The organism is Actinosynnema sp. NPDC091369 (assembly GCF_044757065.1).
GTDB lineage: Bacteria > Actinomycetota > Actinomycetes > Mycobacteriales > Pseudonocardiaceae > Actinosynnema.
Genome location: NZ_JBIVUG010000003.1, coordinates 670,577 through 692,958 on the forward strand (window position 1 = coordinate 670,577; position 22,382 = coordinate 692,958).

A 22,382-nucleotide genomic window follows, 5' to 3' on the forward strand; every position below is an offset into this window, starting at 1 on the left:
CGGTGGCGGGGCGGGCTGCGGAAACCGGTCCGGAGTGGACGTGCCGGATGACCACTCTCCGTGCGCCGGTAGCCTTCCGCGCGTGCCTGCCAAGCTAGAGGGCAAGGTCGCGACCGCTTCGCCTCGCCCTTCCCGCACCCAGCCCGTTGCCGTGTCCGAGCTCGCCACGACGGTCGACGCGCGCCTGACCGCCCCCGACCGGGCGCACGTCCAGGTCAGCGGCGTGACGTTGCGCGCTCAGCACGTGCGGCCCGGCGACCTGTTCGCCGCGCTGCCCGGCACGCGGGTGCACGGCGCCGACTTCGCCGCCCAGGCCGTCGAGCACGGCGCGGTGGCCGTGCTGACCGACGCCGAGGGCGCGGAGAAGGTCCACGGCGTGCCCGTGCTGGTGCACCCGGACCCCCGCGCGGTGCTGGGACGGCTCGCGTCACGGGTCTACGGCGACCCGTCCACCAAGCTCGCCGTGTGGGGCGTGACCGGCACGTCCGGCAAGACCACCACCAGCTACATGATCGACTCGGCGCTGCGCGCGGCCGGCCGCACCACCGGCCTCATCGGCACGGTGGAGACGCGCGTCGCGGGCGACCGCCTCGACAGCGCCCTGACCACCCCCGAGGCCCCGGACCTCCAGGCGTTGCTGGCCGTGATGGTCGAGTGCGGCACCACGGACGTGGCCATGGAGGTCTCCAGCCACGCGCTGCGCCTGGGCCGGGTCGGCGGCGTCGGGTTCGCGGTCGGCGCGTTCACCAACCTCTCGCAGGACCACCTGGACTTCCACCCGGACATGGAGGACTACTTCCGGACCAAGGCCGAGCTGTTCGACGGCCGGGCCCGCACCGAGGTGGTCTGCGTGGACGGCGAGTGGGGTCCGCGCCTGGTCAAGGACGCCACCGTCACGGTCGCGACCACCAAGCCCGCAGACTGGACGGCCACCGACGTCACCGTCTCGGCCACGGGCGAGCAGACGTTCACCGCGCACGGCCCGGACGGCGTCACGCTCGACGTGCGGCTCAGCCTGCCCGGTGACTTCAACGTCGCCAACGCCCTGCTCGCCATCGCCTGCCTGCGCTCCCAGGGCGTCGACCTCGACGCCATCCGCGACGGCCTGCGCGACGTCCAGGTGCCCGGCCGCATGCAGCGCGTGGACGAGGGCCAGGACTTCACCGCCGTCGTGGACTACTCGCACAAGCCCGCCGCCGTCGCGCTCGCCCTCGACGCCGTCCGCGCCCGCGCCACCGGCCGGGTCATCACGGTCCTGGGTTGCGGCGGTGACCGCGACACGGCCAAGCGCCCCCTGATGGGCGAGGAGGCCGCGCGCCGCAGCGACGTCCTGGTCGTCACCGACGACAACCCGCGCAGCGAGGACCCGGCCGTGATCCGGGCCGCGATGCTGCACGGCGCGCTGGCCGTGCCGGACGACGAGCGCGGCGAGGTCGTGGAGGTCGGCGACCGCCGTCGCGCCATCGAGCACGCCGTGTCCCTCGCGCGCACCGGCGACGTCGTCGTGGTCGCGGGCAAGGGCCACGAGACCGGCCAGGAGGTCGCGGGTGTCGTGCACCCGTTCTCCGACGTGGACGCACTGACCGAAGCGATCAGAGGAGCCACCCGGTGATCCAGCTCAGCCTCGCCGAGATCGCCGAGGTCGTCGGCGGCACCCTGCACCAGGCCACCGGCGACGAGGTCGTCACCGGCAGCGTCGAGTTCGACACCCGCGAGGTGACGCCCGGCGGCCTGTTCCTGGCGCTGCCCGGCGCCCGGGTCGACGGCCACGACTTCGCCGCCGCCGCCGTCGCCCGGGGCGCGGTCGGTGTGCTGGCGGGCCGCGCGGTCGACGCCCCCGCCGTCATCGCGCCCCCCGTCGACCGGGAGGCCGGCAACGCCTACGTGCTGTCCGGCGACACCGACGGCGCGGGCGCGGCCGTGCTGGCGGCGCTGGCCAAGCTCGCCCGGCACGTCACCGACCGGTTGGAGAACCTGACCGTCATCGGCGTGACGGGCTCGTCCGGCAAGACCTCCACCAAGGACCTCATCGCCCAGGTGCTCGCACCGCTCGGCGAGACCATCGCGCCACCGGGGTCGTTCAACAACGAGCTCGGCCACCCGTGGACGGCGTTGCGCGCCGACGAGGACACCCGGTTCCTGGTGCTGGAGCTCAGCGCCCGCGGCATCGGGCACATCGCCGAGCTGTGCAAGGTCGCCGTGCCGCGGGTCGGCGCGGTGCTGAACGTCGGCAGCGCCCACGTCGGCGAGTTCGGCTCGCGGGAGAACATCGCCCTGGCCAAGGGCGAGCTGGTCGAGGCGCTGTCCGAGGACGGCATCGCCGTGCTCAACGCCGACGACCCGCTCGTCGCGGGCATGGCCGACCGCACGAAGGCCAAGGTGGTCCTCGTCGGCGAGAACCCGTCCGCGCAGGTCCGCGCCAAGGACATCGTGCTGGACGAGCAGGCCCGCGCCCGGTTCACGCTCGTCGCGCCCCAGGGCGAGGCGGAGGTGCGCCTGGCCGTCCACGGCCCGCACCAGGTCGGCAACGCCCTCACCGCCGCCGCGATCGCGCTGGAGCTCGGCGCGACGCCGGAGCAGGTCGCGGCGAGCCTCGGCAACGCCGAACGGGTCTCCGCGCATCGCATGGCGGTCTCCGAACGTCCTGACGGTGTGACGGTCATCAACGACGCGTACAACGCCAACCCGGAGTCGGTGCGCGCGGCGCTGAAGTCGCTCGCGACGATCTCCCGGTCCGCGACGCCCGCCCGCCGCAGCTGGGCGGTGCTGGGCCCGATGGCCGAGCTGGGCGCGGACTCGATCCGCGCGCACGACGAGATCGGCCGGCTCGCGGTCCGCCTGGACATCAACAAGCTGGTCGTGGTCGGACAGGACGCCCGCGCGATGCACCAAGGGGCGCACCTGGAAGGATCTTGGGGCGAAGAAGCGATTCTGGTGCCCGACGTGACGGCGGCCGTCGAGCTGCTGCGCGACCAGGTGCGGCCCGGTGACGTCGTCCTGGTGAAGGCATCCAACTCATACGGCCTGTGGCGGGTTGCCGAGGCTCTCCTGGAGGCGGGCAGCAAGTGAAGAGCATCCTGATCGCGGCGGCCATCGCCCTGATCACGTCGATCATGCTGACGCCGTACCTGATCAAGATCTTCTCCCGGCAGGGTTTCGGCCAGGAGATCCGCGAAGAGGGGCCGCAGAGCCACAAGACCAAGCGCGGCACGCCCACCATGGGTGGCGTCGCGATCCTGGTCGCGATGTGGGCGGGCTACCTCGGCGCGCACCTGGTGAACTCCATGTCGGCGTCCGCGCAGGACCAGACGCCCAGCGCGTCCGGCCTGCTGGTGCTGATGCTGACCACGTCGCTGGGCATCGTCGGCTTCCTCGACGACTTCATCAAGATCCGCAAGCAGCGCAACCTGGGCCTGAACAAGACCGCGAAGCTCGTCGGCCAGTTCGTCGCCACGATCATCTTCGCGGTGCTGGTGATGCAGTTCCCGAACAAGGAGGGGTTCACCCCCGCCTCGGTGCACCTGTCGTTCGTCCGTGACATCACGGTGGTGTCGTTCGGCGTCGTCGGGTTCGTGGTGTTCTGCTACGCCGCGATCAGCGCCTGGTCCAACGCCGTGAACCTGACCGACGGCCTCGACGGCCTGGCCGGCGGCACGTCCGCGATGGTGCTCGGCACCTACGTGGTGATCAGCTTCTGGCAGTTCCGCTACAACTGCTCGAACCTGCTCGTGGCCGGCTGCTACGACGTGCGCGACCCGCTGGACCTGGCGCTGGTGGCCGCCGCCGCGATGGCCGGCTGCATCGGCTTCCTGTGGTGGAACGCCGCGCCCGCCAAGATCTTCATGGGTGACACGGGCTCGCTCGCGCTGGGCGGCCTGGTCGCCGGCCTGTCCATCGCCACCCGCACCGAGCTGCTGATGGTCGTCATCGGCGGTCTGTTCGTGGTCGAGGCGCTGTCGGTGGTGCTCCAGGTCGCGGTGTTCCGCACGTCGAGACGGCGGTTGTTCCGCATGGCGCCGTTCCACCACCACTTCGAACTCGCCGGGTGGGCGGAAACCACGGTGATCATCCGGTTCTGGCTGCTCGCGGGCATGTGCTGCATGCTCGGGCTCGGCCTGTTCTACAGCGAGTGGCTGACCGCGGTCGAGAGCTGACGATGGGATTCCTCGCAGGTCGTCACGTCCTCGTGGCCGGCGCCGGGGTGACCGGTAGGTCCGCGGCGGAGGCGTTGCTGGCGGCGGACGCGGTCGTCACGGTGACCGACGGCTCGGCCGACCGGCTCGCCGCGCTGGAACAGCTCCTGCCCGGCGTGACGCTGACCCCCGGGCTGGTGTCGCCGCCCTCGGGGACGGACCTGGTCGTGACCAGCCCCGGGTGGCGGCCGTCCAGCCCGCTGCCGGCTGCGGCGACGGCGGCGGGGATCGAGGTGATCGGCGAGGTCGAGCTGGCCTGGCGGATGGGCCTGGAGCTGGCCGACCCGCCGACGTGGCTCGCGGTGACCGGGACGAACGGCAAGACCACGACGGTCGGGATGCTGGAGTCGATCCTGCGCGCGGCGGGCATCGACGCGGTGGCGTGCGGGAACGTCGGGCTGCCCGTGGTGGACGCGCTGCTGGCCGGGCGGCGGGTGCTGGCGGTGGAGCTGTCGAGCTTCCAGCTGCACTGGTCGCCGTCCGTGCGGCCGTTCGCCGGGGTGCTGCTGAACCTGGCCGAGGACCACCTGGACTGGCACGGCACGTTCGAGGCGTACGCGACGGCGAAGGCCGGCGTGCTGACCGGTGAGGTCGCCGTCGGCGGGGTGGACGACCCCGTGGTGGCGGAGCTGCTGGCCGCCTCCCCGGCCGCCGCGCACGTCGGGTTCACCCTCGGGTCGCCGGAGGAAGGCCAGCTCGGGGTGCTCGACGGGCAGTTGGTCGACCGGGCGTTCGGGCCGTCCGACGAGGTGCTGCTGCCGGTCGCCGACGTTCATCCCGGTGGACCTCCCGGTATCGCCGACGCCCTCGCGGCGGCGGCTCTGGCCCGTGCGCACGGCGTGTCCGCGGCGGCGGTGGCCCAGGGGTTGCGCGACTTCACGCCGGGCGCGCACCGGGCCGTGCTCGTGGCGACGGTGGACGGGGTTTCGTACGTCAACGATTCGAAGGCCACCAACCCCCACGCGGCGGCGGCGTCGTTGCGGTCGCATGGGAGCGTCGTGTGGTTGGCCGGTGGGCTGCTCAAGGGCGCGTCGGTGGACGAGCTGGTGCGGGATGAGGGTCATCGGCTGCGCGGGGCGGTGCTGATCGGCGCGGACCGTTCGGTGATCGCGTCGGCGCTGGCCCGGCACGTGCCGTCGGTGCCCGTGGTGGTGTTGGACGAGGGCTCCATGGCCGACGCCGTGCGCGAGGCCCGTGCGATGGCGAAGCCGGGGGACGCCGTGGTGCTCGCCCCGGCCGCCGCGTCGATGGACATGTTCACCGACTACGCCCACCGCGGTCAGGCGTTCACCGACGCGGTGCTGGACATCGCCGGTCACGCCGAGTAGATGCTGTCCGGGTCCTTCAGGTAGGCGTGGCCGGAGTCGATCACGGCGCACGGCCAGGCGGTGCGGCAGGCGGGGCAGTCGCCGGAGGCGTCGGCTTTGTGCGTGGCGAGGGTGGCGCGCAGGGCGGCGACCAGGCGGGGGACTTCGGTGCGTGCGACGGCGAGGACGGTCTCGTCGTCGGTGTCGTGCTCGTTGGTGAGCAGCTCGACGGTGTCCAGGTAGCCGAGCATGTCCTGGTTCAGCAGGTGGTGGGCGCGAGCGAGCGCAGCGGAGATCATGGGGCAAAGGTGCACCTCATCGGGCCGCAGTGCAACACGGCAATCTGCGTATCCGCAGAAGTTCACCCGATCAGTGGGCCTGATCCCCGCTACTGTCGCCCCATGCCGCAGAACCAAGGCCCGGGAGTCCGGCGGCGCGTCCTCGCGAGCGCGCTGACCCAGCTCCGTGAGGAGGCAGGGCTCGACTTCGATGACGTGGTCGAGAACCTGGGTTACTCGAAGTCGAAGATCAGCCGCATCGAATCGGCGTACACCGGTGTGTCCATAGTAGACACCCGGGCGCTGGCCGAGCTCTACGGGGCGACTCCCGAGAAGACCGCTTGGCTGTTGCGGCTGGCCAAGGTCGCCAAGAAGCGCGGCTGGTGGCACGTGTACGGCGATGTCCTGTTCGACTGGTTCTCCGAGTACGTGGTCCTGGAGTCCGAGGCCACGGCGGTCAACATCTTCGAGATCGACCTCATCCCGGGCCTGTTCCAAACGCCGGCCTATGCCCGCTGGGTGATGAGGGCATACGCACCTGATGCGACCGATGAGGTCATCGACAAGCGCGCCGAGCTGCGCCAGACGCGACAACGTCGGGTTGAAGACGGTTCGCTGTCGGTTTGGGCGATTCTCGATGAAGCTTCGCTTCGCCGGATCGTCGGCGACCGGGAGGTACATGAGGCTCAGCTCGCCCACCTGCTCAAGCTGGCCGAACTGCCGAACGTGACGCTCCAAGCGCTGCCCTTCGGCAAGGGGCAGCACATGGCGATGGGTACCGCCTTCCACCTGCTGAAGTTCGTCGACTTCCCGAGTGTGGTCTACATCGACAACCTGACCGGCGGGCTCTATTTGGACGAGGAGGCCGAGGTCGAGCGGTATAGCCTGGTGTTGGATCATCTGCGTGCCACGGCGCTCGACCCGCAGGAGTCGGTTGCGCTGATCAGGCGGGTGATCGAAGACCTCTAGCCTGCCTGAGGAGAACGCGATGTGGTCGGATTGGCGCAAGGGCAGCCGGAGCAATGGCGCTGGCGCGTGTGTCGAGGTGGCCGTGTGGCGAAAGAGCAGCCGTAGCAACGGTACGGGCAACTGCGTTGAAGTGGCCGTTTCGGCCGACGCGTTCCGGGTCCGGGACAGCAAGAACGCCGCCGGGCCGGTCCTGGAGTTCGACGGCCGGGCCATGGCGAGCTTCCTGGCCGGCGTGAAGCGGCACGGCTAGCGGGCTGGGTCTAGTCGGTCGCCTTGGGGTGCGCGCCGGCGTACTGCACCCACACGGTTCGCTTGTCCACGTCCAACAGGTACCAGATGCGGTCACCGCCGGTCACCTCGATCTGCCAGCGGGGCAAGGATCGGCCGCCTTGCGTGCCGGTGGCCAGTCCGCCCTTGAGCTGGTGGTGCCGGTTGGTGGGCTTGCCCCGTCCGGGACCGGGATCGTGGCGCATGACGTCCCAGGCCCTGCGCAAGTTCTCCTCCGCCCGGGTTTCCAGGTCGTGCCAGCCCTTGATCGCGTCATTGGTGGCGAAGCGGATGCGCCACTCCGCGCCCACGGTCGGCGGGGCGACCGGGTCGCCTTTCTTCGGGCTCACGTGGAAGCTGCTCCTGGTGCGGGAACGTCACCGTGGTCCTCGCCGTCCTGCTGCAGCATCACGAGGAGCCGCGGATCGGCGTGCACCTCGGCGGTGTGCTGCCACTCGCTGATGAGCTGCGTGACCGGAGCCGGGGTGCCCAACGAGTCGGCCGCCTCCAACGTTTCCACCAGCTCCACGACGAACGCCTGCATGTCCTCGCGCGGCAGGAATCGCACCCAAGGGAACGCCTTGGGCATCACGTCTGTGACGAGTTCCCGAACGCTCTCGCTGTGCTGCATCAGAGCCACGAAGAGGGCGGTCGTGGTCGAGATGACCTCGCGCACCTCTTCGGCCCTGCTGACCGTGGTGAGCACCAGGTCCTCTTCATCACCGCGGCGGTGCACGAGCAGCGTCCGGCTCGGCGACTCCTGGAGCTTGCGCACGGAGTCGGCCGGCTTGTTCGACAGGTCGCTGAAGTTGATCTCGGACGCCGGTATGGGCATAGTTGCAAACTACCTTGAAACTCGCAGTGGTGTCATCTACCTGCACGGGTGATCGACCGTGATCGCGGTCGCGTTGGGCGACACGCGGCCGATTGGCGGGTTTCGCCGGGCCGCGCGGGAGACGATGGGCGCATGACTGCGGTGGACCGGAAGCCGGTGGGGGAGCGACCGCCCAGGGCGCAGCGCAAGCGCGCGGTCGCGGTGCGGACGTCGTTGACCGCTTGGCTCGGCCGTCCGCTGGCGGACTTCCACCTGCTGCTCGCGATCTTCGGCGTGCTGACCGTGCTCGGCCTGATCATGGTGCTGTCCGCGTCCGCGCCGGGCGAGGTGGCGGTGGGCGCGTCGGCCTACAGCGTGTTCAAGAAGCAACTGCTGTACGTGGGTGTCGGCGCGATCGTCTTCCTCGTCGTCCTGCGCATACCGCTGCGCACGATCCGGCACGGCAGCACGATGGCGATGCTGGTCTGCGTGATCCTCCTGGTCCTCGTCCTCACCCCGCTCGGGACGACCGACTTCGGCGCGCAGTCCTGGTTCAAGGTCGGACCGGCCTCGTTCCAGCCGATCGAACCGGCCAAGCTCGCCCTCGCCCTGTGGGGCGCGCACGTCCTGGTCACCAAGCGCGCCCTGCTGGACCAGTACCGGCACCTGCTGGTCCCGGTCGTCCCGGTGGCGATGCTGGTGTTCGCGCTGGTGATGCTGCAACCCGACCTCGGCGGGACGATCACGCTCGGTGTCGTGCTGATCAGCCTGCTGTGGTTCGTCGGCGCGCCGGCGCGGATCTTCGGGATCATCGCGATCGGCGCGGTCACCGGCGCGCTGGTGCTGGCGCTCGGCGCGGACTACCGGCTGGAACGCGTGCAGACCTTCCTGAACCCGGAGGCGGACCCGCAGGGCTCGGGCCTCCAGGCGTTGCAGGCGATGTACGCGCTGGCGGAGGGCGGGTTCTTCGGCAAGGGCCTCACCAACGGCAGCTCGAAGTGGCGCTACCTGCCGAACGTGCACAGCGACTTCATCTTCGCCGTCATCGGCGAGGAGCTGGGCTTCATCGGCTGCGTGCTGGTGCTGGGCCTGTTCGCCCTGCTCACCGTGGTCGGCCTGCGGATCGCGGCGCGCAACACCGACCCGTGGATCCGCATCGTGTCCGCGACCCTGACGGTGTGGCTGGTCGCGCAGGCCGCGATCAACATCGGCTACGTCGTGCGGTTGCTGCCGGTCACCGGCATCACGTTGCCGATGATCTCCTCCGGCGGCACGTCGGTCGTCACCACGATGTTCGTCTTCGGCATCCTCGCCAACTGCGCGCGGCACGAGCCGGAAGCGGTCTCGGCGTTGCGGTCGCTCGGGCCAGGTCGGGTGGGCGGGGTGCTGAAGCTGCCCGCGCCCGTGGTCTACAAGCCGCCGCCCAAGCGCCGCCCCGTGCGACCGTCACCGCCGCCCCGCACGCGCAAGGCCGCGCCCCCGCCCGTGGACGAGCGGAGGATGGCCGGCCGTCACGCTCCGCCGTCGGAGTACCGTCGTCGCGAATCCCGAAAGGCCGGCCAGGACCGGGACGCGCGGTCCAGGCGGCGTGACGGGCGTTAGCGGTACCGGTGTGAGCGGTACATCGACGCGAGGAGGAAATGCGTGACCGGGGTTCCCCAGCAGGCCGGACCGTGCGTGGTGGTCGCCGGAGGCGGCACCGCCGGGCACATCGAGCCAGCCCTGGCCCTGGCCGACGCGGTCATGCGGCTTCGGCCCGACGCGCGGGTCGTCGCGCTCGGCACGGAGCGCGGCCTGGAGACCAGGCTCGTGCCCGCCCGCGGCTACCCGCTGGAGCTGATCCCGCCGGTGCCGATGCCGCGCAAGCCGACGCCCGATCTGCTCAAGCTGCCGCTGCGGGTCCGCGGCGCGGTGAAGCACACGCGCGAGGTGCTGGAACGGGTCCGCGCGGACGTCGTGGTCGGCTTCGGCGGCTACGTCGCGCTGCCCGCCTACCTCGCCGCCCGCGGCCGGGTGCCGATCGTGGTGCACGAGGCCAACGCCAAGGCCGGCCTGGCCAACAAGGTCGGCGCGAAGTTCGCCGAACGGGTCGCCGCCGCCGTGCCCGACTCGGGCCTGACCGACGCCGAGATCATCGGCATCCCGCTGCGCTACTCGATCACCTCGCTCAAGCGCGCCGAGCTGCGCCAGCAGGCCCGCGCCCACTTCGGGCTGCACCCGACCGCGCCGACGCTGCTGGTGTTCGGCGGGTCGCAGGGCGCGCGGTCGATCAACAACGCCGTGTCGGGCGCCGCGCCCGCGTTCGCCCAGGCCGGCATCGCGGTGCTGCACGCGCACGGCCCCAAGAACACCGTCGCGGTGCAGTCGGTGCCCGGTGCGCCGCCGTACGTGCCGGTGCCCTACCTGGACCGGATGGACCTGGCCTACGCGGCGGCCGACGCGGTGCTGTGCCGGTCCGGCGCGATGACCGTGGCCGAGGTGTCCGCCGTCGGCCTGCCCGCGGTGTTCGTGCCGCTGCCGATCGGCAACGGCGAGCAGTCGCTCAACGCGGGCCCCGTGGTCGCCGCGGGCGGCGGTCTGCTGGTGCCCGACGACCAGCTGACGCCGGAGTGGATCTCGGCGAACGTCGTCCCGCTGGTGTCCGACCGCAACCGGCTGGCCGCGATGACCACGGCCACGCTGAGCACCGGCCACCGCGAGGCGGACGAGGTGCTGGCCCGCATGGTGCTCGAGGTGATCAAGAAGTGAGCAACGTCCTGGACCGAGTGCACCTCGTCGGCATCGGCGGGGCGGGTATGAGCGGCATCGCGCGGATCCTCCTGGCCCGGGGCGCGCAGGTGTCCGGCTCGGACGCCAAGGACTCGCGCACGGTGCTGGCGCTGCGGGCGCAGGGCGCGGCGATCGCGATCGGCCACGCCGGCGCGAACCTCGACCAGCTGCCCGGCGGACCGACCGCGGTCGTGGTGTCCACCGCGATCCGCGAGGACAACCCGGAGCTGGTGGAGGCGCGCGCCCGCGGCGCGGTCGTGCTGCGGCGGGCCGAAGCGCTGGCCGCGCTGATGCTCGACCACCGGGTGGCCTGCGTCGCCGGCACGCACGGCAAGACGTCCACCACCTCGATGCTCACCGTCGCCTTGCAGCACTGCCGCATGGACCCGTCGTTCGCGATCGGCGGCGACCTCAACGAGTCCGGCGCGAACGCCCACCAGGGCACCGGTGGAGTGTTCGTCGCCGAGGCCGACGAGAGCGACGGCTCGTTCCTCTACTTCTCGCCGTCGGTCGCGGTCGTGACCAACGTCGAGGCCGACCACCTCGACCACCACGGCACCGTCGAGGCGTACGTGGCGGTGTTCGACTCGTTCCTGGAGCGCATCCGGCCCGACGGCGTGCTGATCGCGTGCGCGGACGACCCGGGCTCGGCGGCGCTGGCCGAACGGGCCGCCAAGCTCGGCATCCGGGTCCGCGCGTACGGCCGCACGGCCACCGGCCCCGGCTCGGTCCGCCTGGTCGACTACCGGCCCGCCGACTCCGGCGGTGTGGCCAGGGTCGAGCTGGACGGCGAGGTGCTGGACGTGCGCGTCGCCGTGCCCGGCGAGCACATGGCGGGCAACGCCATCGCCGCCCTGATCGCCGCGCTGGAACTGGGCGCGGACCGCGAGGGCGTGCTGGCGGGGCTGGCCGCGTTCGGCGGGGTGCGGCGGCGGTTCGAGTTCAAGGGCCAGGCCAGGGGCGTGCGGGTCTACGACGACTACGCCCACCACCCCACCGAGGTCGCCGCCCAGATCGCCGCGGCCCGACCGGTCGCGGGCGACGGCAAGCTGGTCGTGGTGTTCCAGCCGCACCTGTACTCGCGGACCCGGCTGTTCGCCGAGGAGTTCGCCGCCGCGCTCAGCACGGCCGACGCGGTCGTGGTGCTCGACGTGTACGGCGCACGCGAGGAGCCGGAGCCGGGCGTCAGCGGGGCGCTGCTGTCGGGCCTGGTGTCGCTGGACGTCGGCAAGGTCGTCTACGAGCCGTCGTTCGACCGCGTGCCCGCGCTGGTCGCGAGCATGGTCTCGGAAGGCGACCTGGTGGTGACCATGGGCGCGGGCGACGTGACCATGCTCGGGCCGGAGATCGTCGGGGAACTGGACAAGGCATGAGCACGCAGGCGCCGCGTCGTCGTTCGGGCGGGGCCCACCCGGGTCCCCGCCCGGCGGCGGCGCGCCGCCGCCCGTCCCGCCGACCCACGCGGGCCGACCTGTACCGGCGCAAGGTGGTCCGCCGCCGGGTGGGCGCGATCCTCGGCATGCTCGTGGTGACCGTCGTCGTCTGCACGGTCTGGTTCACGCCCGCGCTCGGCGTCCGCGACGTCGAGGTGCTGGGCACCGCCAACCTGACCGGCGACGAGGTCCGCGCCGCCGCCGCGATCGAACCCGGCACGCCGCTGGTGCGGCTGGACGTCGACGCGGTCGCCGCGCGGGTCCGCGCACTGCCGCGCGTCGCCGGCGTCGAGGTGGAACGGGTCGTGCCCGGCACCGTGCGGCTCACCGTGGACGAGCGCGAACCGGTCGCCGTGATCAAGGTCCCCGAAGGGGTGCACCTGGTCGACGTGACAGGCAAGGACTACGCGACCGCCGTGCAGCCGCCGGACGGGCTGCCGGAGCTGAAGGTGACGCCGGACGCGCTCCCCGCGGCGGTGGCCGTGCTCACGCAGGTCCCCGAGTCGTTGCGCCAGGACGTGCTCAGCGTCACCGCGGACTCGCCGTCGGACGTCCGGCTGACCCTGGCCGGTGGCCGCGAGGCGCGCTGGGGCTCGCCCGCCGACACCGCTCGCAAGGCCGCCGTGCTGGAAGTGCTGCTGACCCGCAAGGGCAGCGTGTTCGACGTGTCCAGCCCAGAGCTGCCGACCGTCTCCTAAACACCGCGACGCGGTGAAACCCGCCACAGGACGTATCCGCGAAAGTCCGTCGTCCTGCCGCCGTCCCCCGGTGATACTTCGACGATGACGCAGACCCCGGTGGACAACCGGATCGAACTCCCGTACTCCGGCGACGAACGCGCGCTGCTGTGCGGGTTCCTCGACTTCCTGCGCGGGACCATCGAGTTCAAGTGCGCCGGGCTGTCGGACGCCGACGCGGCCCGTTCGGTGCTCCCGTCGCAGCTCAACACGGCTGCGGGCATTGTCAAGCACCTGCGCTGGGTCGAGCACTACTGGTTCGAGGTGGCGCTGTCGGGACGGCCGTCGCGCGCCCCCTACACCCGCGAGGACCCGGACGCCGATTGGCGCATCGAGCCGGGCGAGACGATCTCGGGATTGATCGCCGACTACGCTGAGCAGTGCGCGGTGAGTCGGGAACTCGTCGCGGGCCTCGACCTCGACCACGAGGTGGTGTTCCGCGGGGACAAGCGGCTTTCGGCGCGCTGGGTGCTGATCCACATGATCGAGGAAACGGGTCGGCACGCGGGGCACCTGGACGTGGTGCGGGAACTGCTCGACGGGGTGACCGGCGAGTAGAGACCGCTCACCCGGTCAGGACACAACACGGCGTGGCTGCTGGACCGAGGCATTCGCGATGCATAACGTCCAGCAGGAACATACGGGGTTGACATAACTCTGAACCTCTGGTTGAGAGTTTCAATCCGGGTGGAGATCCGTCCGGGCTGTGACACCGGTGGTCATCCACTCCAGCACATGAGCACGGACACGATCAGGAAGGCGGACCGATGACGCCCCCGCACAACTACCTCGCGGTGATAAAGGTCGTCGGCATCGGCGGTGGCGGTGTCAACGCCGTCAACCGCATGATCGAGGTCGGGCTCAAGGGCGTCGAGTTCATCGCGGTGAACACCGACGCCCAGGCGCTGCTCATGTCGGACGCCGACGTGAAGCTCGACATCGGCCGCGAACTCACCCGCGGCCTCGGTGCAGGCGCCAATCCCGAAGTCGGCCACAAGGCCGCCGAAGACCACCGCGAGGAGATCGAGGAAGTCCTCAAGGGCGCGGACATGGTGTTCGTGACCGCGGGCGAGGGCGGTGGCACGGGCACCGGTGGCGCGCCCGTGGTCGCCTCGATCGCCCGCAAGCTCGGCGCGCTGACCATCGGTGTGGTCACGCGACCGTTCTCGTTCGAGGGCAAGCGCCGCGCCAAGCAGGCCGAGGAGGGCATCCAGGCGCTGCGCAACGAGTGCGACACCCTCATCGTGATCCCGAACGACCGGCTGCTCCAGCTCGGCGACATCGGCGTCTCGCTGATGGACGCGTTCCGCTCCGCGGACGAGGTGCTGCTGTCCGGTGTCCAGGGCATCACCGACCTGATCACGACCCCCGGTCTGATCAACCTCGACTTCGCCGACGTCAAGTCGGTCATGTCCGGCGCCGGCAGCGCGTTGATGGGCATCGGCTCGGCGCGCGGCGAGGGCAGAGCGGTCCAAGCCGCGCAGAAGGCCATCAACTCGCCGTTGCTGGAAGCGTCGATGGAGGGTGCGCACGGCGTGCTGCTCTCGATCGCCGGTGGCAGCGACCTCGGGTTGTTCGAGATCAACGAGTCGGCCTCGCTGGTGCAGGAGGCGGCGCACCCGGACGCGAACATCATCTTCGGCACGGTCATCGACGACTCGCTCGGTGACGAGGTCCGGGTGACGGTGATCGCGGCGGGTTTTGACAGCGGCGGGCCGACGCACAAGAAGCTGGAGCCGCAAGCCCTGTCCAGCCCGCCGCGGGGCACGCCGGTCGCCACGGCCACGGCGGGGCAGGTCAACCAGCAGCCGGTCCAGCAGGTCCAGCAGCCGCAGCCGGTGCAGCAGGTGCCGCAGCCGGTGCCGGTGCAGCAGGTGGAGCAGCCGGTCGTGCCGCCGAGGCCGACCGTGCCGCAGCAGCCGCAGGCCGGCCAGGGCAACGGCCAGTCGCCCTACGCCACGCCGCAGCCGACCATGCCGCGGTCGTTGACGCCGGGCGTGCCGGGGAGCGGCAGCGGTTCGCTGCCGAACCGGGCCGTGCCGGTGACCGACGACCCCGACGACGAGGTCGACGTCCCCCCCTTCATGCGCCGCTGACCCGAGAGTCGAACGCTCGCGTCCCGCGAGTCGAACCTCCAGGACCCCCGAGTTCCACGTTCAGGACGGCACCCGCCGACGCGAACGTGGAACTCGGGGGTCCTGAGCGTTCGACACGCGGGTCCTGAAGGTTCGACTCGCGGGTCTGGGAAGCTTGGGGGGTGCGCATCCGTCGTGTCGTGACCACCCGCGAAGGCGGCGTGTCGAAAGCCCCGTACGACTCCTTCAACCTCGGTGACCACGTCGGCGACGACCCGGCCGCCGTCGAGGCCAACCGCAAGCGGCTCGCCGAGGGCATCGGGCTCGAACCGGACCGGCTGGTCTGGATGGAACAGGTCCACGGCCGCACGGTCGGCGTCGTGGACGGGCCGGTGACCGAGCCGCTGGAGGCCACGGACGCCGTGGTGACCACGCAGGAACGCCTCGGGCTCGTCGTGCTCACGGCGGACTGCGTGCCGGTGCTGCTGGGCGACCCCGAAGCAGGGGTGATCGCCGCCGTCCACGCCGGACGGGTCGGCGCACGGGTCGGCGTCGTCCCGGCCACCCTGGACCGCATGGTCGAGCTCGGTGCGCACAGGGAGAACGTCGAGGTGCTGCTCGGGCCCGCCGTCTGCGGCCAGTGCTACGAGGTCCCGGCCGCCATGCGCGACGACGTCGAGAAGCACCTGCCCGGTAGCGCCGCCAAGACCCGGTCCGGCAAGCCCGCCCTCGACCTGCGCGCGGGCATCTGGCAGCAGCTCGCCGACGCGGGCGTGAGCCGGATCGGCGTCGACCCCCGCTGCACGGTCGAGGAGAAGTCCCTGTTCAGCCACCGCCGCGACCCGGGAACGGGACGGCTCGCGGGTGTCATCTGGATGGAGTCGTGAACCGGCGCGAAGAGCTGGCCCTGTCGCTGGCCGAGGTCGAGGACCGCATCGCCAGGGCCTGCGCGGCCGTCGGCCGGTCGCGCGACGAGGTCGAGCTGCTGGCCGTCACCAAGACGTTCCCGGCGGAGGACGTCGCGATCCTCAGCGACCTCGGCCTCACCGCGTTCGCCGAGAACCGGGACCAGGAGGCGAGCCGCAAGACCGCCGAGTTCGCCGAGCTCCGCCCGGACGCGACGGCCACGTGGCACATGGTCGGCTCGCTCCAGCGCAACAAGGCCAAGTCCGTCCTGCGCTGGGCCGACCGGATCGACACCGTCGACTCCGCCCGGCTCGCCGACGCCATCGCGAAGGCCGCCACCGAACCCACCGAGGTGCTCGTCCAGGTCAGCATCGACGGCGACGAGACCCGTGGCGGTCACCCGATCGGTGACCTTCCGCGACTGGCCGATCACGTAGCTCGTTCGAGTGAACTTATTCTGCGGGGTGTGATGACCGTCGCACCCCTTGGGATGTCTCCACAGCAGGCGTTTGCTGCTCTATATGAAGCGGTAACCCGCTTGCGGGTCGATCATCCCGATGCCACCGTGATCTCGGCGGGGATGAGCGGTGACCTGGAGGATGCGATAGCGCACGGATCCACGTGCGTGCGTGTCGGAACAGCGTTGCTGGGCAGCCGGAGACTAGCCTCGCCGTAACTGTCTGGAACCTCTGGGACGGCCGCGACGTCCTTCGGGTAGGGATCTCGGCGGAGGAAGGGCTCGAGCCATGAGCGGGTTTCACAAGCTGAAGGCCTACTTCGGGATGGTTCCCGCCGAGTACGCCGACGACCCGGCCGCCTACGAGGACGACCGGCGCTACGCGGACTACCGGTCCGAGTACGCCGACTCGGACGACTACGAGCCGTACCCGGAGCAGCGCACGGCCCGTCGCCGCTCGTTCAACGGCTACCGGGCCGAGCTGGACGACGCGGACGGCTACGAGCCGGAGCGCGGCGCCCGCCCGCGCCGGCCGTGGACCCCGGACACCCACGGTGCGCTGGCCGTGGAGCCGCAGCGCGAGCCCGCGAGCAGGCTGCGGCCCGCCCCGGAGCCGGCGAGCACCCCCCTCGGCCGCATCACCACGCTGCATCCGCGCAGCTACAACGAGGCGCGGACGATCGGCGAGCACTACCGCGACGGCACGCCGGTGATCATGAACCTCACCGACATGGACGACGCGGACGCCAAGCGGCTGGTGGACTTCGCGGCCGGGCTGGCGTTCGCGCTGCGCGGCTCGATCGACAAGGTCACCAACAAGGTGTTCCTTCTCTCACCGCCCAACATCGACGTCACGGCGGAGGACCGCAGGCGACTCGCGGAGGGCGGGTTCCTCAACCAGGGCTGAGTGGTGGCACAGTTGAGCATGTGGATGCCCTCTGGCTCGTGGTCTACTACGTGTTGTTCTCGTTCTGGCTGCTGCTCACGGCGCGTGTCGTCGTGGAGCTCGTCCGTAGTTTCGCCAGGGGATGGCGGCCTGCGGGCGGGGTCGCGGTGGCGCTTGAGACCGTCTACACCGTGACCGATCCTCCGGTCCGCTTGCTGCGTCGGATCATCCCGACCGTGCGGATCGGCGGCATCGGACTGGACTTGTCCATTATTGTGCTGTTGCTGGTCGTTATCATTCTGATGCGAGTAGCCGATCCCAGGTGAGGGGACCAGGGATGTCCACAGCCCAGGAGTGCGTGAGGTGATCTGATGCCGTTGACCCCCGCGGACGTGCACAACGTCGCGTTCAGCAAGCCGCCGATTGGCAAGCGGGGCTACAACGAGGACGAGGTGGACGCGTTCCTCGACCTGGTTGAGGGCGAACTGGCCCGCCTGATCGAGGAGAACAACGACCTGCGCCAGCAGGTCGAGCAGCTCGACCAGCAGGTCGAGACCGCGCGTGCCGACCTCGAAGACGCCCGGGCGAAGGTTGCCGCAGGCGTCGGCCCGAGCCGCGTCGTGGACGAGCCCCGCAGGCTCGCACCGGTGCCGCCCCCTTCGGCGCTGGAGCAGACCTCGCCCGGCGGTGGTGGCGACCACCACGTCCAGGCCGCGAAGGTCCTGGGCCTGGCCCAGGAGATGGCCGACCGGCTCACCGGTGAGGCCAAGGCCGAGGCCGACGGGATGCTGTCGGAGGCCCGGACCAAGTCCGAGCAGCTGTTGTCCGAGGCGCGAGCCAAGGCCGACACGATGGTCAACGAGGCGCGCACGCGTGCCGAGACCATGCTCAACGACGCGCGGACCCGCGCCGAGACGCTGGAGCGGCAGGCCCGCGAGAAGGCCAGCGCGCTCGACCGCGACGCGCAGCGCAAGCACGCCGAGGTGATGGGCAACATCACCCAGGAGAAGAACACGCTCGAGAAGCAGATCGACAAGCTGCAGACCTTCGAGCGCGAGTACCGGACCAGGCTCAAGACGATGCTCGAGTCGTCGCTGCGCGACCTGCAGGACCGCGGCCCCGCCGCGCCGTCCGACGGCCGTCAGCAGGGTGGGTACTCGTTCGGGGCGCGCGCCGAGGCCGGCTGATCGGCGTTGCTGATCTAGTCTGCTGCACGTGCTCTACATAGTCCTGCTGTTGGTGCTGGCAGCCCTGGGGTTGCTCGTGCCCGCGCTGACCAGCGCCCAGACGCACTGGGCGTGGTTGTCGGTGGGTGCGAGCGGGGCCGCTGCCGCGGTCCTGGTGCTCGACTGGTGGCTCCGCCGCCGGTCGGGCCCCCGGGCTGCCGGCGCCGCAGTTGTTGATCACCAGGTTAGCGGTGGCGATCAACCGGCGGTGTCGGAGGGCGCCGGGGACGACAGCGCGAAAAGTCCACCTGATCAGGCACTTTCCGAGCCTGCCGAGGAGGACGTGGACGCGGCGGACGCCTTGGTCGTGAGCGAGCTCACGGACGAGGTCCGGGTGCTGGACGAGCGTCCCCGCTACCACCTGGCGGAGTGCTCGTGGCTCGCCGCCCGGCCGTCGCTGGGCTTGCCGATCAACGAGGCGCGCCAGCTCGGCTTCACGCCGTGCGCGGTGTGCGGGCCGGACGCGAGCCTCGCGGCGCGCAAGCGGGCGGCGGGGCTGGCGGACCGGCAGGCGGAACCCGAGCAGCCGGCCGAGCCCGGTTAGCCGAGCCGGTAGCCGGGCAGCAGGACGACCGCGCGAAGTGGTTTGCGTCATTCGCTACCCTGGGTGGTAGCACGGCGTTGATCCGGCCATCACCGGGGAGCCTCCGGAAGAACGGGCACGTCCCCAGCGGGCGGGCCCCAGTAGAACCGGACGGGAGCGGCCCGTCACAGCCGTCGAAGAGAGGCCAGTGCCTTCGCGCCCTGGCAAGCGGGGTGGTACCGCGGTGCGTCGTGACCGGCGTGTCGTCCCCGTGAGCCGGTTGACGCACGCGAGGAGCAGCACGATGGCCTACCCGAAGGCAGGCGAGGGTTCCGTTCCCTCCCAGCCGTCCTTCCCCGCCCTCGAAGAGGGCGTGCTCGACTTCTGGAAGTCCGACGGGACGTTCCAGGCGTCGATCGACGCACGGCCCGCCGGGGACAACGGGGCCAACGAGTTCGTCTTCTACGACGGCCCGCCGTTCGCCAACGGCCTGCCGCACTACGGCCACCTGCTCACCGGCTACGTCAAGGACCTCATCCCGCGCTACCAGACCATGCGCGGCAAGCACGTCGAGCGCCGCTTCGGCTGGGACACCCACGGCCTGCCCGCCGAGGTGGAGGCGGAGAAGCAGCTCGGGTTCTCGTCCAAGAGCGAGATCGAGGCGTTCGGCATCGAGAAGTTCAACGAGGTCTGCCGCACGTCGGTGCTGCGCTACACCGACCAGTGGCGCGACTACGTGACCCGGCAGGCCCGCTGGGTGGACTTCGACAACGACTACAAGACGCTTGACCTGGACTTCATGGAAAGCGTCATGTGGGCTTTCAAGACCCTGTGGGACAAGGGCCTGGTCTACGAGGGCTTCCGGGTGCTCTGGTACTGCTGGCGCTGCGAGACGCCGCTGTCCAACACCGAGACGAAGATGGACGACACCTACCGGGACCGGCAGGACCCGGCGGTGACCGTCGGCCTGCGCCTGGAGACCGGCGAGCTCGCCCTGATCTGGACGACCACGCCGTGGACGCTGCCGTCCAACCTGGCCGCCGCCGTGCACCCGGACGTCGACTACGTGACCGTCGAGGCCAACGGCGAGCGCTACCTGCTCGCCGAGGCCCGCGTCGCCGCGTACGCCCGCGAGCTGGGCGAGGAGCCGCCGGTCGTGGCCCGCTGCAAGGGCTCCGACCTGGTCGGGCGCAGGTACACGCCGCCGTTCGACTTCTTCGTCGGCCGGGAGAACGCGCACCAGGTGCTGGCCGCCGACTACGTCACCACCGAGGACGGCACCGGCATGGTGCACATCGCGCCCGCGTTCGGTGAAGAGGACAAGGTCGTCACCGACGCGGCCGGCATCGAGGTCGTCGTGCCGGTCGACGCGCACGGCCGGTTCACCGCCGAGGTGCCGCCGTACGAGGGCCTGCAGGTGTTCGAGGCGAACAAGTCGATCATCCGCGACCTGAAGGAAGCGGGCCTGCTGCTGCGCCACGAGACCTACGACCACCCGTACCCGCACTGCTGGCGGTGCGACAACCCGCTCATCCAGCGGGCGGTGTCGTCGTGGTTCGTCGCGGTCACTCGGTTCAAGGACCGCATGGTCGAGCTGAACCAGCAGATCAACTGGGTGCCCGAGCACGTCAAGGACGGCCAGTTCGGCAAGTGGCTGGAGAACGCCCGCGACTGGAACATCTCCCGCAACCGGTTCTGGGGCTCGCCGATCCCGGTGTGGGTGTCGGACGACCCGGCGTACCCGCGGGTGGACGTCTACGGCTCGCTGGACGAACTGGAGCGCGACTTCGGCGTGCGCCCGACCGACCTGCACCGGCCCACGATCGACGAGCTGACCCGGCCGAACCCGGACGACCCGACCGGGCAGTCGACCATGCGGCGGGTGCCGGAGGTGCTGGACTGCTGGTTCGAGTCCGGCTCGATGTCGTTCGCGCAGGTGCACTACCCGTTCGAGAACCGCGAGTGGTTCGAGGACCACTACCCGGGTGACTTCATCGTCGAGTACAACAACCAGACGCGCGGCTGGTTCTACACCATGCACGTGCTGGCGACGGCGCTGTTCGACCGGCCCGCGTTCCGCAACTGCGTGGCGCACGGGATCGTGCTGGGCGACGACGGGCAGAAGATGTCCAAGTCGCGCAAGAACTACCCGGACGTCAACGAGGTGTTCAGCCGCGACGGGTCCGACGCGATGAGGTGGTTCCTCATGGCGTCGCCGATCCTGCGCGGCGGCGACCTGGTGGTGACCGAGCGCGGCATCCGCGACGCGGTGCGGCAGGCCGTGCTGCCGTTGTGGAACTCCTGGTACTTCCTCGCCCTGTACGCCAACGCCGAGGGCGTCGAGGGCACCTGGCGGACCGACTCCGAGCACGTGCTGGACCGGTACGTGCTGGCGAAGGCGCACGACCTGGTGGTCGGGGTGACCGCGCAGCTGGACGTGTACGACGTCTCCGGCGCGTGCGCGTCCATCCGGGAGTTCCTGGAGGTGCTGACCAACTGGTACGTGCGGCGCTCGCGCGACCGGTTCTGGTCCGGCGAGAAGGACGCCATCGACACGCTGCACACCGTGCTGGAGGTCGTGTGCCGGGTGGCCGCGCCGTTGCTGCCGCTGACCACCGAGTCGGTGTGGCGCGGGCTGACCGGCGGCCGGTCGGTGCACCTGGCCGACTACCCCACGGCGGCCGACCTGCCCGCCGACGACGCCCTGGTGGCCGCGATGGACCAGGTGCGGCAGGTCGCGTCGACGGCGTTGTCGCTGCGGAAGTCGAACAAGCTGAGGGTGCGGTTGCCGTTGGCGAAGATGGTCATCGCGGCGGCGGACGTGGCGCAGCTGGAGGGGTTCACCGAGGTCCTGCGGGACGAGGTGAACGTCAAGGAGGTCGAGCTGACCACCGACGTGGACGCGCACGGCCACTTCCAGCTGGCCGTCAACGCGCGCGCCGCCGGTCCGCGCCTCGGGCCCGAGGTGCAGAAGGTCATCAAGGCCGTGAAGGCCGGTGACTGGCAGGAGGTGGACGGCCGCGTCGTGGCCGCCGGGATCGAGCTGTTCCCGGAGGAGTACGAGCAGCGGCTGGTCGCCACCGACCAGGGCGCGACGGCGGCGTTGCCGAACAGCGGCGGGCTGGTCGTGCTGGACACCGTGGTGACCGAGGAGCTGGCGGCCGAGGGCGTCGCGCGCGACTTGGTGCGCGTGGTGCAGCAGGCCCGGAAGGACGCCGGGTTGGACGTGTCGGACCGGATCGCGTTGACGCTGCAACTGCCGGCGGCGGTGCAGGACGCGGCGCGTCGGTTCGAGGCGTTCGTGAAGGAGGAGACGTTGGGCGAGTCGGTCTCCTACGGCGAGGTCGCCGAGGGTTCGGACGGCGTGGTCGGCGAGGGCCAGAAGGTCCGGGTCGCGGTCGTGCGGGTCTGACGGTCTGACGGGTCTGACGCGGTTGGCTTGGGTTTGCGCTGAACGCCCGGGTCCGGACGCTCGAGATTGAGCGTTCGGGCCCGGGCGTTTGTGCGTGGTAGGTAAGAGCTTGACAAGGTCAAAAGATTAC

At 70.9% G+C, this 22,382-nt stretch carries 22 protein-coding genes; 19 read left to right on the forward strand and 3 right to left on the reverse strand.

Annotation, left to right across the window (positions count from 1 at the left end; genetic code table 11):
- Positions 1–82 precede the first annotated feature (82 nt).
- From ACIQMJ_RS15775 to murD, 4 genes are read left to right on the forward strand one after another with little or no spacing between them, the layout of a single operon-like run.
- Complete coding sequence (locus tag ACIQMJ_RS15775; protein WP_499761667.1) at positions 83–1,612, forward strand: UDP-N-acetylmuramoyl-L-alanyl-D-glutamate--2,6-diaminopimelate ligase; 1,530 nt, start codon at positions 83–85, stop codon at positions 1,610–1,612.
- The gene (locus ACIQMJ_RS15780; protein ID WP_499761668.1) at positions 1,609–3,069 is read left to right on the forward strand and encodes a UDP-N-acetylmuramoyl-tripeptide--D-alanyl-D-alanine ligase; all 1,461 of its coding nucleotides are present in this window, start codon (positions 1,609–1,611) and stop codon (positions 3,067–3,069) included. Before ACIQMJ_RS15775 ends, ACIQMJ_RS15780 begins: the two co-directional genes overlap by 4 nt.
- Positions 3,066–4,154, forward strand: a complete 1,089-nt coding sequence (gene mraY, locus ACIQMJ_RS15785; RefSeq protein WP_141981410.1) for a phospho-N-acetylmuramoyl-pentapeptide-transferase — start codon at positions 3,066–3,068, stop codon at positions 4,152–4,154. Before ACIQMJ_RS15780 ends, mraY begins: the two co-directional genes overlap by 4 nt.
- 2 nt (positions 4,155–4,156) lie before the next feature.
- Positions 4,157–5,521 carry a UDP-N-acetylmuramoyl-L-alanine--D-glutamate ligase gene (gene murD / locus ACIQMJ_RS15790; protein ID WP_499761669.1) on the forward strand — a complete coding sequence of 455 codons (1,365 nt, stop codon included), beginning with the start codon at positions 4,157–4,159 and terminating at the stop codon, positions 5,519–5,521.
- Here murD and ACIQMJ_RS15795 read toward each other — a convergent pair.
- On the reverse strand, positions 5,509–5,799 hold the full coding sequence (locus tag ACIQMJ_RS15795) for a hypothetical protein (RefSeq protein WP_499761670.1): 291 nt from the start codon (positions 5,797–5,799) through the stop codon (positions 5,509–5,511). The two genes, murD and ACIQMJ_RS15795, sit on opposite strands and share 13 nt — an antisense overlap.
- 102 nt (positions 5,800–5,901) lie before the next feature.
- Between ACIQMJ_RS15795 and ACIQMJ_RS15800 the strand changes: the two genes are divergently transcribed.
- Both ACIQMJ_RS15800 and ACIQMJ_RS15805 read left to right on the forward strand, forming a co-directional pair.
- Positions 5,902–6,747 carry a helix-turn-helix domain-containing protein gene (locus ACIQMJ_RS15800; protein WP_499761671.1) on the forward strand — a complete coding sequence of 282 codons (846 nt, stop codon included), beginning with the start codon at positions 5,902–5,904 and terminating at the stop codon, positions 6,745–6,747.
- A gap of 19 nt (positions 6,748–6,766) precedes the next feature.
- Positions 6,767–6,997 carry a DUF397 domain-containing protein gene (locus ACIQMJ_RS15805; RefSeq protein ID WP_499761672.1) on the forward strand — a complete coding sequence of 77 codons (231 nt, stop codon included), beginning with the start codon at positions 6,767–6,769 and terminating at the stop codon, positions 6,995–6,997.
- 10 nt (positions 6,998–7,007) lie between these two features.
- On the opposite strand, the gene ACIQMJ_RS15810 is transcribed toward ACIQMJ_RS15805, so the two are convergent.
- Together ACIQMJ_RS15810 and ACIQMJ_RS15815 are read right to left on the reverse strand one after the other, a co-directional pair.
- On the reverse strand, positions 7,008–7,364 hold the full coding sequence (locus ACIQMJ_RS15810) for a hypothetical protein (RefSeq protein ID WP_499761673.1): 357 nt from the start codon (positions 7,362–7,364) through the stop codon (positions 7,008–7,010).
- Positions 7,361–7,849 carry a hypothetical protein gene (locus ACIQMJ_RS15815; protein ID WP_499761674.1) on the reverse strand — a complete coding sequence of 163 codons (489 nt, stop codon included), beginning with the start codon at positions 7,847–7,849 and terminating at the stop codon, positions 7,361–7,363. The genes ACIQMJ_RS15810 and ACIQMJ_RS15815 overlap by 4 nt, the downstream gene beginning before the upstream one ends.
- Positions 7,850–7,981: 132 nt before the next feature.
- On the opposite strand from ACIQMJ_RS15815, the gene ftsW reads away from it, so the two are divergent.
- The 13 genes from ftsW to ileS all read left to right on the forward strand — a co-directional run bounded on the left by ftsW (position 7,982) and on the right by ileS (position 22,252).
- Positions 7,982–9,430: a putative lipid II flippase FtsW gene (gene ftsW, locus ACIQMJ_RS15820; protein WP_499761675.1), complete on the forward strand. Its 1,449-nt coding sequence runs from the start codon at positions 7,982–7,984 to the stop codon at positions 9,428–9,430.
- Positions 9,431–9,472: 42 nt separating this feature from the next.
- Positions 9,473–10,576 (forward strand): undecaprenyldiphospho-muramoylpentapeptide beta-N-acetylglucosaminyltransferase, encoded by a 1,104-nt coding sequence (murG, locus tag ACIQMJ_RS15825; RefSeq protein ID WP_499761676.1) that lies wholly within the window; start codon positions 9,473–9,475, stop codon positions 10,574–10,576.
- Positions 10,573–11,970, forward strand: a complete 1,398-nt coding sequence (gene murC / locus ACIQMJ_RS15830) for a UDP-N-acetylmuramate--L-alanine ligase (RefSeq protein ID WP_499761677.1) — start codon at positions 10,573–10,575, stop codon at positions 11,968–11,970. Before murG ends, murC begins: the two co-directional genes overlap by 4 nt.
- Positions 11,967–12,728 (forward strand): cell division protein FtsQ/DivIB, encoded by a 762-nt coding sequence (locus ACIQMJ_RS15835; RefSeq protein WP_499761678.1) that lies wholly within the window; start codon positions 11,967–11,969, stop codon positions 12,726–12,728. The genes murC and ACIQMJ_RS15835 overlap by 4 nt, the downstream gene beginning before the upstream one ends.
- Positions 12,729–12,812: 84 nt before the next feature.
- A complete protein-coding gene (locus ACIQMJ_RS15840; protein WP_499761679.1) occupies positions 12,813–13,325 on the forward strand; it encodes a DinB family protein in 513 nt (170 codons plus the stop codon).
- Positions 13,326–13,534: 209 nt separating this feature from the next.
- Positions 13,535–14,863: a cell division protein FtsZ gene (gene ftsZ, locus ACIQMJ_RS15845; protein WP_499761680.1), complete on the forward strand. Its 1,329-nt coding sequence runs from the start codon at positions 13,535–13,537 to the stop codon at positions 14,861–14,863.
- A gap of 161 nt (positions 14,864–15,024) precedes the next feature.
- Positions 15,025–15,729, forward strand: coding sequence for a peptidoglycan editing factor PgeF (pgeF, locus tag ACIQMJ_RS15850; RefSeq protein WP_499761681.1), 705 nt, complete (start codon positions 15,025–15,027; stop codon positions 15,727–15,729).
- The gene (locus ACIQMJ_RS15855; RefSeq protein WP_499761682.1) at positions 15,726–16,424 is read left to right on the forward strand and encodes a YggS family pyridoxal phosphate-dependent enzyme; all 699 of its coding nucleotides are present in this window, start codon (positions 15,726–15,728) and stop codon (positions 16,422–16,424) included. Before pgeF ends, ACIQMJ_RS15855 begins: the two co-directional genes overlap by 4 nt.
- A 70-nt stretch (positions 16,425–16,494) precedes the next feature.
- Positions 16,495–17,112, forward strand: coding sequence for a cell division protein SepF (locus ACIQMJ_RS15860; RefSeq protein WP_499761683.1), 618 nt, complete (start codon positions 16,495–16,497; stop codon positions 17,110–17,112).
- Positions 17,113–17,132: 20 nt separating this feature from the next.
- On the forward strand, positions 17,133–17,417 hold the full coding sequence (locus ACIQMJ_RS15865) for a YggT family protein (RefSeq protein WP_033437765.1): 285 nt from the start codon (positions 17,133–17,135) through the stop codon (positions 17,415–17,417).
- A 45-nt stretch (positions 17,418–17,462) separates the two neighbouring features.
- Positions 17,463–18,278 (forward strand): DivIVA-like cell division protein Wag31, encoded by an 816-nt coding sequence (gene wag31, locus ACIQMJ_RS15870; RefSeq protein ID WP_073899667.1) that lies wholly within the window; start codon positions 17,463–17,465, stop codon positions 18,276–18,278.
- A gap of 28 nt (positions 18,279–18,306) precedes the next feature.
- A complete protein-coding gene (locus ACIQMJ_RS15875; protein ID WP_499761684.1) occupies positions 18,307–18,861 on the forward strand; it encodes a hypothetical protein in 555 nt (184 codons plus the stop codon).
- A gap of 283 nt (positions 18,862–19,144) precedes the next feature.
- Positions 19,145–22,252: an isoleucine--tRNA ligase gene (gene ileS / locus ACIQMJ_RS15880; protein WP_499761685.1), complete on the forward strand. Its 3,108-nt coding sequence runs from the start codon at positions 19,145–19,147 to the stop codon at positions 22,250–22,252.
- Positions 22,253–22,382 lie beyond the last annotated feature (130 nt).

Excerpts from the sequence above, each read along its gene's own strand:
- murD (WP_499761669.1), top strand. The coding sequence starts at position 4,157 with ATGGGATTCCTCGCAGGTCGTCACGTCCTCGTGGCCGGCGCCGGGGTG.
- ACIQMJ_RS15795 (WP_499761670.1), bottom strand. The coding sequence starts at position 5,799 with ATGATCTCCGCTGCGCTCGCTCGCGCCCACCACCTGCTGAACCAGGAC.
- ACIQMJ_RS15800 (WP_499761671.1), top strand. The coding sequence starts at position 5,902 with ATGCCGCAGAACCAAGGCCCGGGAGTCCGGCGGCGCGTCCTCGCGAGC.
- ACIQMJ_RS15805 (WP_499761672.1), top strand. The coding sequence starts at position 6,767 with ATGTGGTCGGATTGGCGCAAGGGCAGCCGGAGCAATGGCGCTGGCGCG.
- ACIQMJ_RS15815 (WP_499761674.1), bottom strand. The coding sequence starts at position 7,849 with ATGCCCATACCGGCGTCCGAGATCAACTTCAGCGACCTGTCGAACAAG.
- ftsW (WP_499761675.1), top strand. The coding sequence starts at position 7,982 with ATGACTGCGGTGGACCGGAAGCCGGTGGGGGAGCGACCGCCCAGGGCG.
- ACIQMJ_RS15835 (WP_499761678.1), top strand. The coding sequence starts at position 11,967 with ATGAGCACGCAGGCGCCGCGTCGTCGTTCGGGCGGGGCCCACCCGGGT.
- ACIQMJ_RS15840 (WP_499761679.1), top strand. The coding sequence starts at position 12,813 with ATGACGCAGACCCCGGTGGACAACCGGATCGAACTCCCGTACTCCGGC.
- ftsZ (WP_499761680.1), top strand. The coding sequence starts at position 13,535 with ATGACGCCCCCGCACAACTACCTCGCGGTGATAAAGGTCGTCGGCATC.
- ACIQMJ_RS15860 (WP_499761683.1), top strand. The coding sequence starts at position 16,495 with ATGAGCGGGTTTCACAAGCTGAAGGCCTACTTCGGGATGGTTCCCGCC.
- wag31 (WP_073899667.1), top strand. The coding sequence starts at position 17,463 with ATGCCGTTGACCCCCGCGGACGTGCACAACGTCGCGTTCAGCAAGCCG.
- ileS (WP_499761685.1), top strand. The coding sequence starts at position 19,145 with ATGGCCTACCCGAAGGCAGGCGAGGGTTCCGTTCCCTCCCAGCCGTCC.